Annotated in this window: 11 protein-coding genes; 8 read left to right on the top strand and 3 right to left on the bottom strand. The window is 70.7% G+C overall.

The features are described 5' to 3' along the window. Positions 1-180 precede the first annotated feature (180 nt). From FL311_RS29815 to FL311_RS29825, 3 genes are all read left to right on the top strand, one after another. Complete coding sequence (locus tag FL311_RS29815; protein WP_153882707.1) at positions 181-339, top strand: hypothetical protein; 159 nt, start codon at positions 181-183, stop codon at positions 337-339. A gap of 121 nt (positions 340-460) precedes the next feature. After that, entirely contained in the window at positions 461-1,141 is a 681-nt protein-coding gene (locus tag FL311_RS29820) for a hypothetical protein (protein WP_228557167.1), read from the top strand. An 11-nt stretch (positions 1,142-1,152) separates the two neighbouring features. Continuing rightward, positions 1,153-2,106, top strand: a complete 954-nt coding sequence (locus FL311_RS29825; protein ID WP_141330403.1) for a hypothetical protein — start codon at positions 1,153-1,155, stop codon at positions 2,104-2,106. A 252-nt stretch (positions 2,107-2,358) separates the two neighbouring features. Here FL311_RS29825 and FL311_RS29830 read toward each other — a convergent pair whose 3' ends face one another. Together FL311_RS29830 and FL311_RS29835 are read right to left on the bottom strand one after the other, a co-directional pair. Beyond that, entirely contained in the window at positions 2,359-3,294 is a 936-nt protein-coding gene (locus FL311_RS29830) for a DUF4382 domain-containing protein (RefSeq protein WP_141330405.1), read from the bottom strand. A 158-nt stretch (positions 3,295-3,452) separates the two neighbouring features. Beyond that, a complete protein-coding gene (locus FL311_RS29835; protein ID WP_141330407.1) occupies positions 3,453-4,847 on the bottom strand; it encodes a sigma 54-interacting transcriptional regulator in 1,395 nt (464 codons plus the stop codon). A 266-nt stretch (positions 4,848-5,113) separates the two neighbouring features. Here FL311_RS29835 and FL311_RS45440 point away from each other — a divergent pair, with 266 nt between their 5' ends. From FL311_RS45440 to FL311_RS29860, 5 genes are all read left to right on the top strand, one after another. After that, on the top strand, positions 5,114-7,366 hold the full coding sequence (locus tag FL311_RS45440; RefSeq protein ID WP_228557164.1) for a serine/threonine-protein kinase: 2,253 nt from the start codon (positions 5,114-5,116) through the stop codon (positions 7,364-7,366). Continuing rightward, the gene (locus FL311_RS29845; protein ID WP_153882708.1) at positions 7,363-7,512 is read left to right on the top strand and encodes a hypothetical protein; all 150 of its coding nucleotides are present in this window, start codon (positions 7,363-7,365) and stop codon (positions 7,510-7,512) included. Before FL311_RS45440 ends, FL311_RS29845 begins: the two co-directional genes overlap by 4 nt. Before the next feature lie 52 nt (positions 7,513-7,564). Further along, entirely contained in the window at positions 7,565-11,851 is a 4,287-nt protein-coding gene (locus tag FL311_RS45445) for a serine/threonine protein kinase (protein ID WP_228557165.1), read from the top strand. A 64-nt stretch (positions 11,852-11,915) separates the two neighbouring features. After that, positions 11,916-14,462, top strand: a complete 2,547-nt coding sequence (locus FL311_RS45450) for a serine/threonine-protein kinase (RefSeq protein ID WP_228557166.1) — start codon at positions 11,916-11,918, stop codon at positions 14,460-14,462. A 121-nt stretch (positions 14,463-14,583) separates the two neighbouring features. Beyond that, on the top strand, positions 14,584-16,740 hold the full coding sequence (locus FL311_RS29860) for an alpha-amylase family glycosyl hydrolase (RefSeq protein ID WP_141330409.1): 2,157 nt from the start codon (positions 14,584-14,586) through the stop codon (positions 16,738-16,740). A 78-nt stretch (positions 16,741-16,818) separates the two neighbouring features. On the opposite strand, the gene FL311_RS29865 is transcribed toward FL311_RS29860, so the two are convergent. After that, complete coding sequence (locus FL311_RS29865) at positions 16,819-17,025, bottom strand: hypothetical protein (protein ID WP_141330411.1); 207 nt, start codon at positions 17,023-17,025, stop codon at positions 16,819-16,821. Between the last annotated feature and the right edge of the window lie 181 nt (positions 17,026-17,206).

The following is a 17,206-nucleotide window of genomic DNA, read 5'->3' on the forward strand; positions in this document are numbered from 1 at the left end:
GGGCGGGTCTCGTGCCCGGGGGTTGGGGCGCGAGACACCTGGTCGAGTCGAGACGAGGGGGCCCGCGTCATGCCAGCCGAACCGTCCAGCCCACGTGGTCCTCGCCCATCGGGGCGCTCCTCGCGAGGGTGGCCTCCGACGTCGCGACAGGCCTGGCGGCGCTCCCTGTCCATCCTCGCCATGCTGCTGCTCGTCGTGGCCGGCGAAATCTATGTGAGTGTCCTGGTGGGCCGACGGCTGTCCTTGATGCTCGTCGTCGCGCTGTCCTGCGTGGTCATCAGCGTCGTGGTCTTCGGCTACCTCTTCATCTCGGACCGCGGGGACCTTCCACGCCCATGACGCCGGGAGCGCGCCGTGGGGAACCGCACGGCGAATCGTCCTGGAGGTCCAGGTGTGGGGTGAACAGTGACACCGGGCCTCGTTTGTGTGGCGCACCGCGAGCGCCTAACCTGCCGTGTCCATGAAGGCGCTCATCGTCTCCCTGTTCTTGTTGGGTTCGGCTCCTCCCGCCGCGACGCCGGCGCTGGCACCGGAAGCACTCTCGGCGCCGCCCGTCTCGGATGATTCCCCGACGGCGTGGGCCTGTACCGTCGACACGCTTCGCGAGGGCAAGGAGTGTGTCTTCGAGTCCGAGGCCACGCCAGGCACACCGAGCCCCGAGCAGGACGCCGCCAACCGCAAGCTGCTCAAGGACATCTCCCGCGCGCTGTGCACGGAGACGGTGGGGAATGCGCGCGAGGGCGTCTCCGACGCGTCGCTCGTCGCGATGTGCGAGAAGCGCTATCTCGCCGCCGCGGACCGCTGCGGGCTGGGTGGCAACGTGTCCATCGTGGACTCGAAGGGCCGCTTCGCGGCGACGGCGCGCACGTGCTACCGCGGCCTGTCCACGGTCCTCCAGGAAGCGCAGTTGATGGCCACCGTGGCCGCGCCCTGCTGTGAGTGCGCCGCGCGCCGAGGCTGTCCCGCCGCCGGCGACCGCTGCTACGCGGACGTCGCCCAACAGCAGACCAGCCCCGCGACGCTCGCGTGCCTGAGCGAGCGCTGCGAGGACGTGTGCTCCGTCGTGTTGCCCTCGACGTCCACGGCGCCCACGGCGCGCGAGCGTGCGGGGTCGTCTCGTTCCGGTTCGGCTTCGCTCTAGGAGTCAGCGCCATGCGCCACCATCCCTGGACTGTCCCCACCTGGGCCCTGTTGGGCTCGCTCGCCGCCGGCTGCGGCGCGTCGCACTCCCATGTCACCTGGACGGAGTCGCCGCCTCGCGAGGACGCGCCCGTCGTCGAGAAGGCCCGCGAGGCCCCGCCGCCCAGCGCCTCCGCGGACCCCAAGGGCTTCGTCGCGCGCTACCCGAATCCGGCCCTGTGCGAGGCCGCCGCGCGTCGGGTCCAGGCCGAGTCCCGCGACGAAGGCTGGGCCGCCCTCAAGGCCTGCATCGAGCTGACGCCCTTCACCCAGCTTCGAGCGCTGCTCGGCGGCGCGTGGGCGGAGGACCTGAAGGTGCGTCCCGAGGCCGCGAACCTCATCGCGCGCGTGGTGGCGCAGCGCGGGGGCAGCGTGCCCGGTGAGCTCCAGTACCTGCAGGAGCGCAAGATCCCCATCTTCTCCCTTGCCTCCGCGGTGGAGCGCCCGGACACGTACAAGGGCCGCTACGTGCTGCTGCGCGCGCGCGTGGCGGACCAGCGCTCGGAAGGGGAGAAGCCCACGGTGTGGCTGGTGGAGCACACGCTGGCCTCGGTGGAGTCGGATGCCCCGGTGGGCTACGGGGAGACGTTCGACACCACCACGACGACGAACGGTGACCTGGGTGGGCAGACGCAGCTCACGGGACCGGGGCGGCTGGGTGGGAACCTCAACACCCGTGAGCGCGGCACCGTGTCCACCACGCGCAAGCACTTCGACAATGTCTCGGATGAGACGGGCCGGGAGGCGCTGGGCCGGCTCTCCGGCGCGGACCCCTTCCTCGAGGCGCGTCGCGAGTACGTCTTCCTGGCGCGCTTCGACGGGGTGCGGTTGACGTCGGGCGGCAACGACGATGACGCCGAGGCGCCGCGCATCCCGGTGCTGACCATCGTCAGCTACCACGCCCCGCAGGCGCTCGTCGTCTATTGAGCCCTGGCCGTCGCGGGGCGCATGCCCGCACGAAAAAACGAGGCGCCGGGGACTGTCCCGACGCCTCGTCTGGGGAGCTGGCCCCGCGCCAACCCCACCTGATTCCGAGAGTTCCGCGGGAAAAAACGGCCTCTCATCCAGGAGACCCCGCGCGCTCAGGGCCGGCCACGAGCTGCGTGGATTTTTCCTCTCGCCGTGGCGCACGCACATCGCGTGCTGTGCGGCGGGGTGGGGAAGCCGGCTCCGTGAGGACTACGGGAGCTGGGCGCTCGTGACGACGAAGGCCTGGGTGCTGTCGCGTCCGGACTCGAGCCGCACGGACACCGGCTGGGCCGGCGTGGTGCCCAGGCTCACGCCCACCGGGGCCTCCACCTGCACCTGGAAGGTGCCGGGGATGAGGAACCGGAAGGTGGCCTCGAAGGTGCCGTCCGCGTTGGCGTCCGTCAGCGGCAGCGTCTCGCGGCTGCCCTCGGCGTTGATGAGCACCGCGTTGAGGTTCGCGAGCGTGAGGACCTGGCCCTCGAGTGTCGGCAGGACGACACCGGCGCCGAGCGTCACCTCCACGTCGATGCTCGCGGAGGCGGTCAGCTCCGCGGACTTGATGACGGGGCTCATCACCCAGCGGCCGGAGTTGCCGGCCTCCTTGCCGAAGCTCTGCGCCACGTCGAAGTCGACCAGGAGGATCTTCTGCTCACCCTCGATGGTGAGCTTCTCCGTGAACTTCACCTTCAGGCCGGAGGAGCCGTAGCTGGGCATGTGCAGCCGACCGGACACCTCGGCGCCCTCGGGCAGGCCCGCGTAGTCATCCGAGGTGGCGAAGATGGACGTGGTGCCGTCCTCGTTGCGCACCTCCAGGTAGCCGCCGGTGATGACGAAGCGCAGCTGGTCGTAGTCGCCATTGGGCACCACGGCCTCGGACACGAGCTCCGAGGTGGAGTTGGCCAGCTCCAGCAGGCTCACCGTCACGGGCTCGTCGCGCAGGACGACGCGGCCGCCCTCGGAGTCTCCGCCCTGCAGGTAGATGCTCGAGATGGTGACCACCGCCGTCTCGATGCCGTCACCCGGCGCGTCCGTCAGCAGGATGGAGAGCTTTCCATCATCGCCACCACCACAGCCAAGCAGTGGCAACAGCAACACCATGGCGAACCTCGAGACGAGGCTCGCGCGAAGCGAGTCGATGAACGACATGAGGGCTTTGCTCCAGTGAAGGGGCCTCGGGGTGGAGGCCGTTTCGACGGAAATGACTCGCCACCGGACGCATCGGCCACGAGAAAGGCGGTGGACCTGTCCCGAGCCTCACCCCGCGTGGAGGTGGGCGTGTCCGGTAGCGTGTGTCGCCGTCCGACTCAGGGCCCGCCCGAGTCCAGTCCGTGCTTGCGCAGGAGCTTGCGCAGGTACACGCGGTCGATGCCCGCTTCACGCGCCGCGCGGGACACGTTGCCCTCGCAGCGCTCGACGAGGTTGCGCAGGTAGTCGCGCTCGAAGCCCTCGATGAGGCGCTCCTTGGCCTCCTTGAAGGGCAGGTCGAGCGCCAGCGACAGCGTGGACTCGTCGTCCTCCTCGTCGTGGGCGGAGGGCGCGCGAGGGGGCGCCTCGGGGAGGTCGGGCATCTCCGGGAGCGCCTCCTCGCCCATGCTGACCACGCGGTCCACCACGTTGCGCAGCTCGCGCACGTTGCCCGGCCATGGGTACTGCGTCAGCAGGGCGCGTGTGACCTCGGAGAGGGCGCTGGGGGGCTTGCCCAGGCGCGAGAGGACGGTGTCGATGAGCAGCGGGATGTCCTCGGGGCGCTCGCGCAGGGGCGGCAGCACGACGCGCAGCACCGCGAGGCGGTGGAACAAGTCGCCGCGGAAGCGGCCCTGCTTCACCGCGCCCTCGAGGTCCTGGTGCGTGGCGGCGACGACGCGCACGTCGAAGGTGCGGTAGTCGTTGGCGCCCACGCGCTTGACCTGCCGGCGCTCCAGCACGCGCAAGAGGCGCGGTTGGACCTCGAGCGGGAGCTCGCCCACCTCGTCGAGGAAGAGGGTGCCGCCGTGGGCGCGCTCGAAGGCGCCCGCACGATCCGCCTGGGCCCCGGTGAAGGCGCCCTTCACGTGGCCGAACAGCTCGCTCTCCAGGAGCTGGGGCGGGATGCCCGCGAGGTCCGCGATGACGAAGGGGCCCTTGCCGCGCGAGCCGTGCGTGTGGATGGCCTCCGCGCACAGCTCCTTGCCGGTGCCCGTCTCGCCCTGGATGAGGACGTCGGACTCGCCCTGCGTGAGCCGCTCCAGCAGGGTGAAGACCTCCCGCATGCGGCGGCTGGTGCCCACCAGGCCCCCGAAGCTCGTCCGGGTGGAGAGGGGCGGGGCCTTGGACTTCTCGCCTTCGGCGACGAGCCGCAGCTCCGTCGTGCCAAGGGTCAGCGTGGCCCCTGGACGAACCTCCAATTCCGAGAAGCGCATGCCCTCGCAGAAGGAGCCATTGCGCGAGCCCGGATCCGTGGCGCGCACGAGATTGTCCCGGACCTCCAGCAGCAGGTGCTGCCTGGAGACGGCGCGATCCGGCAGGACGATGTCCGCCGACGCCTCGGAGCCCACCCGGTAGCGCCCTGGCGCCAGCGGGTACACCCGTCCGGCATCCGGCCCGGACAGCACCGCCAGCTTCACCCGGACGCGCGCGCTCCGGAGTGCCGGCAGGGTATCGGTCCGGACCAGCGCGTCCTCCCCATCCTCGTCTCCCATACTTGCCACGGTCCGGAACATAGCACGGGGAAGACCTGGGAAGTTCGGGGTCCCAGGAAAGTGGGGTAGGGTCTGTTCTTGATATGGCCTTGCAGCCCGGCGACAGGTTCGGCCGATACGAGTTGGTGTCCTGGCTCGGTCGGGGGGGAATGGCGGAGACGTGGCGAGCCCGGTGGATGGGCGACGCTGGCGTGACGAAGTCCGTCCTCATCAAGGGGGGCATGGATCTGCTCGAGGCCTACGACTCAAGCCGCTATTGACCCATTCCTCCGCCACGGCACGCGCCCATGTCCACCGAACGGAACCAACGCTTCGGCCGATACGAGCTCCAGTCCCTCCTGGGACGGGGCGGGATGGCGGAGACGTGGCGCGCGAAGCTCGTCGGTGCCGCGGGCGTCACCAAGCCGGTCCTCATCAAGATGGTGCTGCCCGAGTTCGCCAACCACTCGGACTTCATCTCCCGGTTCATCAGTGAAGCGCGCATCTCCTCCACGCTATCCCACGGCAACATCGCCCAGGTCTTCGAGTTCGGGCGCGTCGAGGGCCAGTACTTCCTCGCCATGGAGCTGGTCGACGGTCAGCCCCTGCATCGCGTCCTGAAGCGCGCCGCGAAACTCGGCCTGCCGCGACTGCCTCCTCCGCTCGCCGCGTACATCGCCCTGGAGATGTGTCGGGGCCTGCACTACGCGCACACGCGCACCGACGAGAAGGGCGCCCCGCTGGGCATCGTCCACCGCGACATCTCTCCGGACAACGTCCTCATCAGCTACGAGGGCCAGGTCAAGATCGTCGACTTCGGCATCGCCAAGGCCCGCATGGCCCGCGACTTCGAGACCCAGCCCGGCGTCGTGCGCGGCAAGTACCTCTACTTCTCCCCCGAGCAGGCCAAGGGCCTGGAGGTCGATGCCCGCAGCGACGTCTGGTCCACGGGGCTCGTGCTCTACGAGCTGCTCTGCGGGCAGCCTCCCGTCACCGGCACCCAGGCCTCGGTGATGCTGCGGCTGGCCTACGGCGAGTTCCCTCCACCCCGACAGCTTCGCCCCAGCCTCCCCGCCGAGCTGGACGCGCTCATCATGTCCGCCCTCTCGGTGGACCTGTCCGCGCGCTTCCACTCCGCGCATGCCTTCGCCGAAGGGCTCGCCGAGTTCCACTACTCCCAGAACCGCTCGTTCTCGTCCCAGGACCTGGCGCACGCACTCCGGCTGCTCTTCCGCGAGGACCTCCAGAAGGAGGGACGCACCCTCAACGTCCCTCGCTCCTTCGAGGAAGAGTTCGCGTCCTGGCGCACCTCCGAGGCCCGCTCCAGGCCCCCCTCGAAGCCGCACCCCCGGGAGACCCTGGAGCTCCCCGCCGCTCCACACCCTGGCACCATGCCCCTGGCCAGGAGTCCGGACCTGGACCGCACGGTGCTCGATGTCTCGCGCCTGTCCGGCGAGCCGCCCACGCAGCTGCTCGGCGCGTTCGGGCTCATGTCGCGCCCGCGGCTCTCCCGCAGAGGGCGTGTGGCCGGACTCGTGTCCCTCGGGGTGAGCGGCACGGTGCTCACCGGACTCCTGATCGCCCGCGCCATCCCCTCGGACTCCACCGGCGCTCCGGTGGCGGGGGGCGACACGCGCCCCGTGACTGGCGAGCTGCGCCCTCCCGCTGTCATCGCGTATCCCGTGAGGGAGCTGATGCTCGAGGCGGACCGCGATGTCCTCATCGTTCCGCGCACGTTCCGGACCTTCGAGTCACTGGACCCCTCGCGGACCTATGCGCTCGGCGACGCGACGGTCCCCGCTCAGGATGAGCCCGAGGTCCTCACCCCCGACGTCGACGGGCCGACCCCGGTCTTCCATCTGCTGTCCGGGGACGCGGACACACTCCCCGAGGCCGTCCGTCTCGGTCAGGTGACGCTCGCCCCGACGCGCTTCTCGGGGGCCCGCTTCGCCTCGCTGTTCAGGCTGGGACCGCCGGGGCTTCGCGCCATCCCCGGACGCACCATCCGACTCGCGGGCCGTGGCCGCGAAGAGTTCCAGACCACGACCTTCCGCCCGGACGCGGAACGCCTCCTCCTGAAGCGAGCGCTCACGCTCACCGGTCTGGACCCGGCGGTCCTGTACTCCCTCAAGCTGGAGCCGACCGGGCGCGACGCGTTCCTCCACGGACCCAAGGCAGGACCCGCGCGCGCCGTCCTCTGCGCGCAGTGGGTTCCCGACGCCGGTGCGGCGCCACGCAACGCCCCCAGGCCCGAGCGGGAAGGGCCCTGCTCCAGTTCCTCCTCTCCGTCGGTTCCGAGCGTCGCGTTCGAGGCGTGCTCGGGCTGCGGTGTGCATTCATCGACGACAGCGTGGACGGCAACTCGGGCGCGCTGCGGCTGCGCATCGAGGAGCCTGAGCCCTCCGCGCGTCCGCCTCCGAAGAAGGCGCGGAGCGCGGACGTGGGGACGCTGGTCCAGCAGATGCGGCAACGGCTGCAGGCCGGTGACGCCGGGGGCGCGCGCTCGCTCGGGGAGAAGTGTCTGTCCTTGGCCCCCCAGCACGCGGAATGTCTGCTCATGACCGGGACCGCGTCGACGCTGGAGGGGCGCCCGGACGAGGCGGCGCGCCTCTACAGACGGTTCCTGGAGCTGCATCCCCGGCATGCACAGACGGAGGTCGTGAAGGGCTTGTTGTCAGGTCTGGAAGGGGTGGATCCACCGCGGTGAGCGTTCGTTCGTGACCTGTCGTATCTTCCGCGCAAGGCCCGGGGGGGCACTCATGGCGCATGATCCACATGAGCAGTTCGGACGCTACGAGCTCCAGTTCCTCATCGGCCGTGGCGGCATGGCGGAGACGTGGCGCGCGCGGCTGCTCGGCGCCGCCGGAGTCACCAAGCCCGTCCTCATCAAGAAGGTCCTGCCCGAGTTCGCCGACGACGATGCCTTCGTCTCCATGTTCATCAGCGAGGCGCGCATCTCGGCCTCGCTGTCCCACGGCAACGTGGCGCAGGTCTTCGACTTCGGGATGATGGATGGGCAGTACTTCCTGGCCATGGAGCTGGTGGATGGACAGCCGCTCAATCGCGTCCTGAAGCGGGGCGCGCGGATGGGCCTGCCGCGTCTGCCCATCCCCCTGGCCGTCTATGTCGCCCTGGAGATGTGTCGGGGATTGAACTACGCGCACACGCGCACGAACGAGAAGGGCGTGCCGCTGGGCATCGTCCACCGCGACATCTCTCCGGACAATGTCCTCATCAGCTACGAGGGCCAGGTCAAGATCGTCGACTTCGGCATCGCCAAGGCCCGCATGCTGCGCGGCTTCCACACGGAGCCCGGCGTCGTGCGCGGCAAGTACCTGTACTTCTCCCCCGAGCAGGCCCGGGGGCGCGACGTGGATGCTCGCACGGACATCTGGGCCACGGGACTGGTGCTGTACGAGATGCTCTGTGGACAGCCTCCCGTGGTGGGACCCGAGCCGGTGGTCCTCACCCGCATGGCCCAGGGCGACTTCCCGCCGCCCATCCAATTGCGCGAGGAGCTGCCGCCCGAGCTGAATGAGCTGATCCTCAAGGCGCTGTCGGTGGACGTGGCGCGGCGCTTCGAGTCCGCCAATGCCTTCGGCGACACGCTGGCCGCGTTCCTCTATTCGTTCGCGCCCCGGTTCTCGACGATGAACCTGGCCTACCTGGTCCGTGAGCTGTTCCGGGAGGACTTGCAGAAGGACGGCCGTGAGCTCCAGGTCCCTCCCGCCTTCGTCGAGGAGCTGTCGACGTGGCGCGAGCAGGAGTCGCCCGGCTTCAGTCCGCGAGCGCCGCTGCCGGATGTGACGCCCGAGGATGCTCGCCCCACGACGCCCGGCGTGGGTGCCGGGGTTCGCCCCGCGCCATCCAGTCCTCCGCTGGCGTCCACGCGGCCCACGACGCCTGGACCCGCGAAGGCCGTGAGAGGGGATGCCGGGTCAGGGGGGCGCTCGAGGGGCGGGGGCGCCTCGCCCGCAACGCCGCCGCGCGCCTCGACGTCGGGGGCAGCGACCCGGTCCACGCCGCCTCGGTCCGCGGTGACTTCAGGCCCTCGGGCCATGCCTGGCGGCGCGGTGTCCTCGGTGGAGGCCCCGAACGGTGGAGCCTCGAGTCCGACGACTCCGGGCCCCTCATCACCGCGTCGGTCCCAGACGCCTGGGGAGGTGCCTGCGTCCTCGGCGAGCACCTCCGAGGCGCGGTCATTCTCGGCGTCTCCAGCACGTCGTCCCCGCACCGAGGGCTCGTTGCCCGCGACACCTGAGCTCACGGTGCCCGCGTTCGCGTTCTCCGCTTCCACTCTGTCGGGGCCATCAGCGTCACCGTCGCCTCGGCGCACCCGCACGGAGGGCTCGCTGTCCGCGGTGGTCGCCGAAGCTCCCGACTCGACGGTGCCGGAGTTCTCGCTCTCCGCTTCGACTCCGTCGGGGCCATCAGCGTCGCCGCCGCCCCGACGCACCCGTACGGAAGGCTCTCTGCCCTCGGTGGTCCCCGATGCTTCCGAGTTCACGATGCCGGAGTTCTCGCTCTCGGCGCTGATCGCATCGGGACCTTCGTCGACGACGCCACCGGGTCGCGCGCAGACCTCGACCTTGTTCTCCGTGGCGAGCGATGACGCGGCGGAGCACACGATGCCCGCGTTCTCGGTCTCCGCTTCGAGCTCGTCGGGGAGCTCGGTTTCGCCACCTCGCCATACGCAGACGGCAGGGTCGCTCCCCTCGGCGGTTCACGACGCCTCGTCGACCGTGAGCACGCCCACCGTGCGGTTCCCCTCGGTCCAGGGGTCTTCCTCGTCGTCACCACACCGCACGCAGACCGCGGGCTCGCTGCCCATGGACCCCCAGGAGGTGCCGTCGGCGCGCGCGGCGGCCGGCTATCCGGAGGGGTACCCAGGATCGGCCCCATCCACCTCGGCGGCGGCCCCTCCGCCTCCACGTCGCACGCAGACCGCGGGCTCGCTGCCCATGGACCTCCAGGAGGTGCCGTCGGCGCGCGTGGCGAACAGCCATCCGGAGGGGTACCCCGGATCCGCCCAAACAACCTCGGGGGCGGCCCCTCCGCCTCCACGTCGCACCCAGACCTCGGGTCCGGTTCCCCTGGTCGCCCAGGACGCGTCGACTCGTGCGGCGAGCTCGCCCGCGGAGGGGCACTCAGGTCCCGCGCCGGGAACCGTGGCGACCTCCACTGCGCCGCCACGTCGTACTCGCACCCTCGGCTCGGTTCCCTCGGTCGTCCCGGAGTCATCCGCGCGTGCGGCGAGCGCCTCCGTGGAGTCACCGCACCCAGGTGCTACCTCCGCGTTGCCGGGGGCGCCACGTCGTACCCACACCCTGGATTCGGCTCCCAGGGCCATCCCGGAAGCCTCCACACGTGCGGCGAGCGCGCCCACGGAGCTGCTCCACTCCGACTCCGTTACCTCGTTGCCGCCACGTCGAACGCACACCCTGGGCCCGACGCCGCTGGGGGCTCCAGCGGCCGCGCCCCGCGCCGCGAGCGCGCCCACGGAGGTCATTCGCTCGGACGCTGTGCCGACCCCACCTTTCCCCGCGTCGCCGCCTCCGCGTCGCACGCTGCCGGCGGGGATGGCGCCCATGTCGAATCAGGAGGCCTCGGCGCGCGACGCGAACGTGCCCACCGTGGTGCTGAACTCGGTTCCCGCCGGGAGCGCGCCCACGGTCCGGCTCGCCTCCGTCTCCATCCCGAGGCGTCAGCGTCGAACCCTCATCGCCGCGGGCGCCGCCCTGCTGCTCCTCTCCGCGGTGGCCATCCCCTTCCTCGTAGCGAGGCGGTCCGAGCCCGAGGAGATCTCCCCGACCCAGCCCATCTCCGCTCCGACGGAACCCGGTGGGGCGAGCCCCCTCCGTCCGCGGGCGCGACCCCAGCCTGCCCCTGGTGGTCCGACCGCCGCGTCCCCGGACCCACGGCCGCCCGTGGTCGTCGCGCCCCATGGTTCGCCAGGAGCCGACAGCACCGAGCCCACCGACGAGCCGGAGTCCGTGGGCGAGTACCCGAAGGAGACGGCCTTCGTGCTCGACTCGAAGCGCCACATCCTGCGCGTACCGCTCGACCTGGTCGCCTTCTCCCGCCTCGATGCCTCGGCCAGCTACAGCTTCTGGGGGATGACGCAGGCGAAGTGGATGGCCGACCCGCTCATCCAGGAGCCCACGCCGCGCAGGGAGCCCCTCGTCTTCTTCCTGCTCTCCGGAGACGCGGTCCGTCCCGAGGTCCGCGAGGGCATCCTGTCCCGCCACCCCATCACCCTCCAGGGCGTCCGCGCCATCTCGCTGTTCACCCTCGGCGAGCCCACGCGAGAGGACCTCTCGCCCCAGTCCGTCTACCTCCGCAAGGTCAACACCGAGGACCAACAGCGCTTCACCTTCCACCCCGAGCCCATGCGCCTCTCCGCTCGCAAGGGCTTCCTCATCAAGGGGCTCGACGCCCGGCAGACCTATGCCCTCTCACTCGTGCCCCGAGGGGAGGGCGTGTTCCTCCGAGGCCGCGCGCACGGCCCGGCCGCCCAGGTGGCCTGCCTCGAATGGTCTCCCCAGGAGTCCGCCCCGGGCCCCCGCGAGCCGGGTGCCTATGCCGAGCAGCCCCTGCAGGTCCTCATCTCCGAGTGGCGGGAGGCCCGCGTCCGAGGCATCCAGGGCCTGCGCTGCGCCTTCATCGACGACGCCAGCTTCGACAACGAGGGCGAGGCCGAGGTCCACGTCACCCCATGGGAGAAGGCGCGCCGGCCCTCCACCCCGAATCACGAGGAGGCCGAGCGACTGGCCCTCCAGGCGCAACGGCTGGCGCGCTCCGGCCAGCACCACGACGCCTTCCTGCTCGCCGAGGACTGTCTGCGCATGGCTCCCGAGCAGCCCAACTGCCTCGTCCTCTCCGGCGCCATGCAGCTCCTGCTCGGCAGGACCGAGGGCGCCCTCGAGCGCTATCGGACCTTCGTCAAGCGCCACCCCCACCACCCCGAGGCGCGCTCGGTGAATGGCATCCTCCAGACGTATGGCCAGACAAATTCAGGGAAAACGCCCCCGCCCCTCGGGAGATGAGAGGTCGCGGGTATTCCCTGACGACCCTTTTTGAACGGGATGCCCCGGGATACCCTACGCCGCAATGGCGAATGCGCAGCACGAACAGTTTGGCCGGTACGAGCTCCAGTCGCGAATCGGCCGCGGGGGGATGGCGGAGACCTGGAGGGCCCAGCTGTTGGGGGCCGCGGGGGTCACCAAGCCCGTCCTCATCAAGAAGGTGTTGCCGGAGTACGCCAACGACGAGGCGTTCGTCTCCATGTTCATCAGCGAGGCGCGCATCTCCGCCTCGCTGTCGCACGGCGCCATCGCCCAGGTCTTCGACTTCGGGCAGGTGGATGGCGAGTACTTCCTGGCCATGGAGTTCGTGGACGGGCAGCCGCTCAACAAGGTGATGAAGCGCGCGCTGCGCTCGCAGTTCGCCAGCCTTCCGGTGCCCATCGCCACGTACATCGCCCTGGAGATGTGCCGGGGGCTGCACTACGCGCACACGCGCACGGACGACAAGGGCGAGCTCTTGCACATCGTCCACCGGGACATCTCCCCGGACAACGTGCTCATCAGCTACGAGGGCCAGGTCAAGATCGTCGACTTCGGCATCGCCAAGGCGCGCTCGCTGCGCAGCTTCGACACCGCGCCCGGCGTGGTGAAGGGCAAGTACCTGTTCTTCTCCCCCGAGCAGGCCCGGGGCGAGGAGGTGGACGCGCGCACGGACGTGTGGGCCACGGCGGTGGTGTTGTTCGAGATGGTGTGCGGCCGGCTGCCCCTGGAGGGGCCCGAGTACGCGGTGCTGCACAAGCTGCACACGCGCCAGCCGATGCCTCGCGCGCGGGACGTGCGGCCGGACGTGCCGGTGCGCCTGGACGCCATCCTCCACAAGGCGCTCGCGGTGCGGAAGGAGGACCGCTTCGAGTCCGCGCATGCCTTCGGCGACGCGCTCGCGGGGTTCCTCTTCAAGGCCGCGCCGCGCTTCTCCGCGATGTCCGCCGCCTACCTGCTGCGCGAGCTGTTCCGTCCCGACATGACGGAGCTGGGCAAGGACACCAAGGTCCCCGCCTCGTTCGTGGAGGAGCTGTCCGTCTGGCGCGCCACCACCCACCTGCTGCCCCGGCCCACGGAGCTTTCAGCCCCGGAGCTGCGCACCGAGCCCGCGACGCAGGAGAGCCACCCGAGCGAGCTGCCCGACGGCGGTCAGAGCCTGGCGGAGGACGAGGACGACACGGACGGCAACTCGCCGGACCGGGGCGGCTTCTTCGAGAACGGCTTCCGCATCTCCACGCACCACGTCGTGGTGGGCACGGGGCTGCTCATCCTGCTGGCGCTCCTGTGGTCATCCTTCGACCGGCTCAAGGCGGACTGGATGCCGCCGGACAAGCCCGCGAACGCGGGGCCGGCGAGGCCCCCGCTGCCCGGCCCGCAGCTCAAGGACGCGGACGCGCCGCGCGTGGCGCCGGGGCCGCCCGCCGTGAAGCCGGCGCAGCAGGCGGTGGTGACGCTCAGGAAGGAGGGCGTGGACTCCGCCCGGATGCCCGTCGCCTCGTTCCGGCTGGACGCGGCCCGGCACCTGTTCGCGGTGTCCTCCGGGCGCGCGGCGCTGGGCGCGATGGACCCGGCGCACACCTACCGCGTCACGGAGTCGACGTCGCTGTCCGCGGCGGACCGGGCCAAGCCCCTGCCGAGCCTCTTCTACCTGCTGACGGGCAAGAACGTCGCGGCGGACGCGGCGGTGGGCATGGTCGGTCGCGACACGCCGCCGGCGGGCGCCGCGTCGGTGATGGTCTTCACGGTGGGCGGGCCCACGCCCCAGGACGACCTTCCCGAGCGCATCGTCTCCGTGGTGAACACCCGCACCCATCAGGAGCGCAAGCTGCTCATCCACCCGGAGTGGATGGTCACCGACGTGGGCCGCAGCTTCCTGCTCGACGGGATGGACCCGACGGACAGCTACACGCTGTCGCTGTCGTCGGTGGGCACGGGCGCCTTCACCCGCGGCCCGGAGCAGGGGCCGGTGGTGACGGTGGCCTGTGTCCAGCAGGTCTCCCTGGAGCGCGACGGCCCCGGGACGCCTCCGGCCCGCGCCCGGCGCTTCCTCCTGTCCCAGGGCGCGGACGTCCCGCTCACCGGCGTCCACGGGCTCCACTGCGGCTTCGTGGACGATGACCCCTCGGACAACCAGGGCCAGGTGGAGGTCCGAATCACGTCCGCCAAGGGCGCGCTGGACCAGGACTTCGCCGACTCGGCCCGCGCGACGGAGCCCCCTCCGCCGCCCCAGCGCCAGGGGACCGCGAAAGCACCCTCCGGGCCCCGGCCGGCGGCTTCGCTGGTCATCGACGAGACGCCCGAGCCCGAGACCCCGGGCCAGAAGCTGCTGACCGAGGTGCGGGAGCTGCTCAGGTCGAAGCAGTACGAGCCGGCCAGGGCGAAGGCCCGCGAGTGCATCTCCGTGGAGTCTGGGAACTACGAGTGCCACCTGCTGCTGGGCTCGGTGGAGGCCCGGCTCGGGCGCAAGGAGGAGGGGGCGAAGCACTACCGCCTCTTCCTGGACCTGGCGCCCAGCAGCCACCCCCAGGCGAGCAAGGTGCTGCGCGCGCTGCAGGAGTACGAGGGCGTGACGGGCGCCTCCCAGCAATAGGAAGGCCCGAGACGGCCGGGTGTCCGGTGCCGGTCAATCCCGGGGCGTGATGCGGCGAGTCAAAAAGGCGCCGGGTGGGGGCTTGGAAAACCGAGCGGGCCTCCCGTAGAAAGGCGCTCGCATGACGCACTCCCGCATGGTCCGTTCGCTCGCGCTTCCGGTGTTGCTCCTCTCCGCGGCTTGTGGTGACTCCGAAGACTCCATCCCCGTCCGGACCTGCGAGGTGGTGCTGACGTACGCGCCGCAGCAGTCGCTCGTGGGCGCGGTGTCCGTCGCGGGGGAATGGAATGGCTTCTCCTCCTCCGCGCTGCGCATGGCGGACCGGGGTGACGGGGTCTACACCGCGCGCCTGGAGGGGCTGGAGCCGCGCGACTACGGCTACCGCTTCGTCATCGGCCAGCAGCAGGTGATGGACCCGCAGAACCCGTACTCCCGCTGGGTGCGCGCGGAGGAGTACTCGCGCCTGACGGTGCCCGACTGCCGGCAGCCCATGCTGGAGCTGCGCCGCTTCACCGCGACGCCCGAGGGCGTGCTGGACGTGGAGGTCGCGTACGTCGACGGCACCGATGAGGCCGGCCCCGACACGGGCAAGGTGGTGGTGACGCTGGATGGCCAGCCGCGCCCCGACGCGTTCGACGCGAAGACGGGCCGCATCACCCTGCACGAGGAGGCGCTGGGGCAGGGCAAGCACCACGTGAAGGTGGTGGCCACGGACAAGGCGGGCCGCTCGGCCGAGCCGCTCTACCTGCCGTTCTGGGTGGAGCCCCAGAAGTTCCGGTGGGAGTCCGGGCTGATGTACTTCGCCTTCACGGACCGCTTCCTCAACGCCCGCCCGGACAATGACGGGCCGGTGGCGGACGTGGACCCCATCGCCAACTACCAGGGCGGCGACTTCGCCGGCATCACCCGCAAGCTGGAGGACGGCTACTTCGACTCGCTGGGCGTCAAGGTGCTGTGGATCTCGCCCGTGGACCAGAACCCCGAGGGCCGCTTCATCGGCACGGGCGGCAAGTACTACTCGGGCTACCACGGCTACTGGCCCACCCAGCCGCGCACCACGCAGCACCGCTTCGGCTCGCTCGAGGAGCTGCGCGCGCTCACCGCCGCGGCCCACAAGAAGGGCATCCGCGTCATCGCCGACCTGGTGCTCAACCACGTCCACCAGGAGCACCCGTACTGGGTCAACCACCGCGAGGACGACTGGTTCAACACCTCCGCCAGCTGCGTGTGCGGCAGCCAGGACTGCGATTGGGAGGAGAAGCGGCTGACGTGCAAGTTCACCGACTACCTGCCCGACTTCAACTGGCGCTCGTCGAACATGGTGGACCAGTTCATCGCGGACACGCTGTGGTGGCTGGAGGAGGCGGACTTCGACGGCTTCCGCATGGACGCGGTGAAGCACATGGACCAGGTGGCGGGCCGCACCCTGCGCGGGCGACTGCGCGACCTCACCGCGATGACGGGCACCGAGTTCTACCTGGTGGGTGAGACCTTCGTGGGCGCGGATGGCCGCTCCCAGATTGCCCGTTACATCAGCCCCCGCGAGCTGGATGGCCAGTTCGACTTCCCGCTGTACTGGCCGGTGCGCGAGGCCTTCGCGGACGGCCAGAGCCTGGAGCGCGTGGACCAGGCCGTGCGTGAGAACGAGGTCTACTACGCGCCCGGCACGCTCAACTCGCCCTTCCTGGGCAACCACGACGTGGCCCGCTTCATGTCCCAGGCCGCGAAGCAGCTGGACGGGGAGGGCGGAGACCCCTGGAGCAGCGCGCGCCCGGCGGCCACGGTGACGGACGCGGCCGCGTTCGAGAAGGCGAAGTATGGCTTCACCTTCGTGCTCACCCAGCCCGGTGTGCCGCTCATCTACTACGGCGACGAGGTGGGCCTGCCCGGCGCGGGAGACCCGGACAACCGCCGGCTGATGCGCTTCGACTCCACGCTCACCGAGCTGGAGGCGGACCTGCTCGAGCACGTGCGCAAGCTGGGCCAGGCGCGACGGGCGTCACCGGCGCTGCAGACGGGCTCGCGGCACACCCTGCGCGTGGAGAAGGACCTGTACGTGTACCAGCGCTCGCTGCCGGACGGGCAGGGCGCGGTGGTGGCCATCAACCGGAGCGACGTGGAGCGCCCACTGGTGGTGGAGCCCCTGGGGAGCCTGGCGGCCAGCGCCGCGACGTACGTGGACGTCTTCAGCGGAAGGACGCTCCAGCTCGCCGGCACGGAGACCCAGATGGTCGTCCCCGCGCGCAGCGTCGCCGTGTACGTGCCTCGCGCCGAATAGGCCGCTCGGGATGAGGGAGGAGGGGGGCCGCCCCCTTCCGGACCGCGGACCCGAGAGGGCCGCGGGGACTGCCTGAGACTACGGCTGCGACGGCTGCTGCTGCTTCCCGTGCCGGTAGAAGAGCACGAGGGTGTAGCAGTGGAATTCGTTATCGGACGACTGGCACACCACGCGATCCACGATCTCCAGATCGGAGTTGCTCTTCATCCAACGGGTGACGTTCTCACCCAGCTCCTCGCGCTCCTTCGCCTTGGTGGCGGAGAAGACCTTCACGCCCGTGAACATCGCCTGCCACTCCTTGTGCGGTCCCGACACAGGACAAGGGGGCTTTATCGCACGGGGTGTTCAGAGGTGTCAAAAACCCGGCTTCCTGGCGGGGGGTGTGTGGGTGGCCTCGTGGCGGGGGTTTGCAGCGACGGGGACATGCCTATTTTGTCCTGGTCGCACCCGGTTGGGGGCGCTCGCG

It is taken from the genome of Myxococcus sp. AB025B (assembly GCF_006518215.1).
GTDB lineage: Bacteria > Myxococcota > Myxococcia > Myxococcales > Myxococcaceae > Myxococcus > Myxococcus fulvus.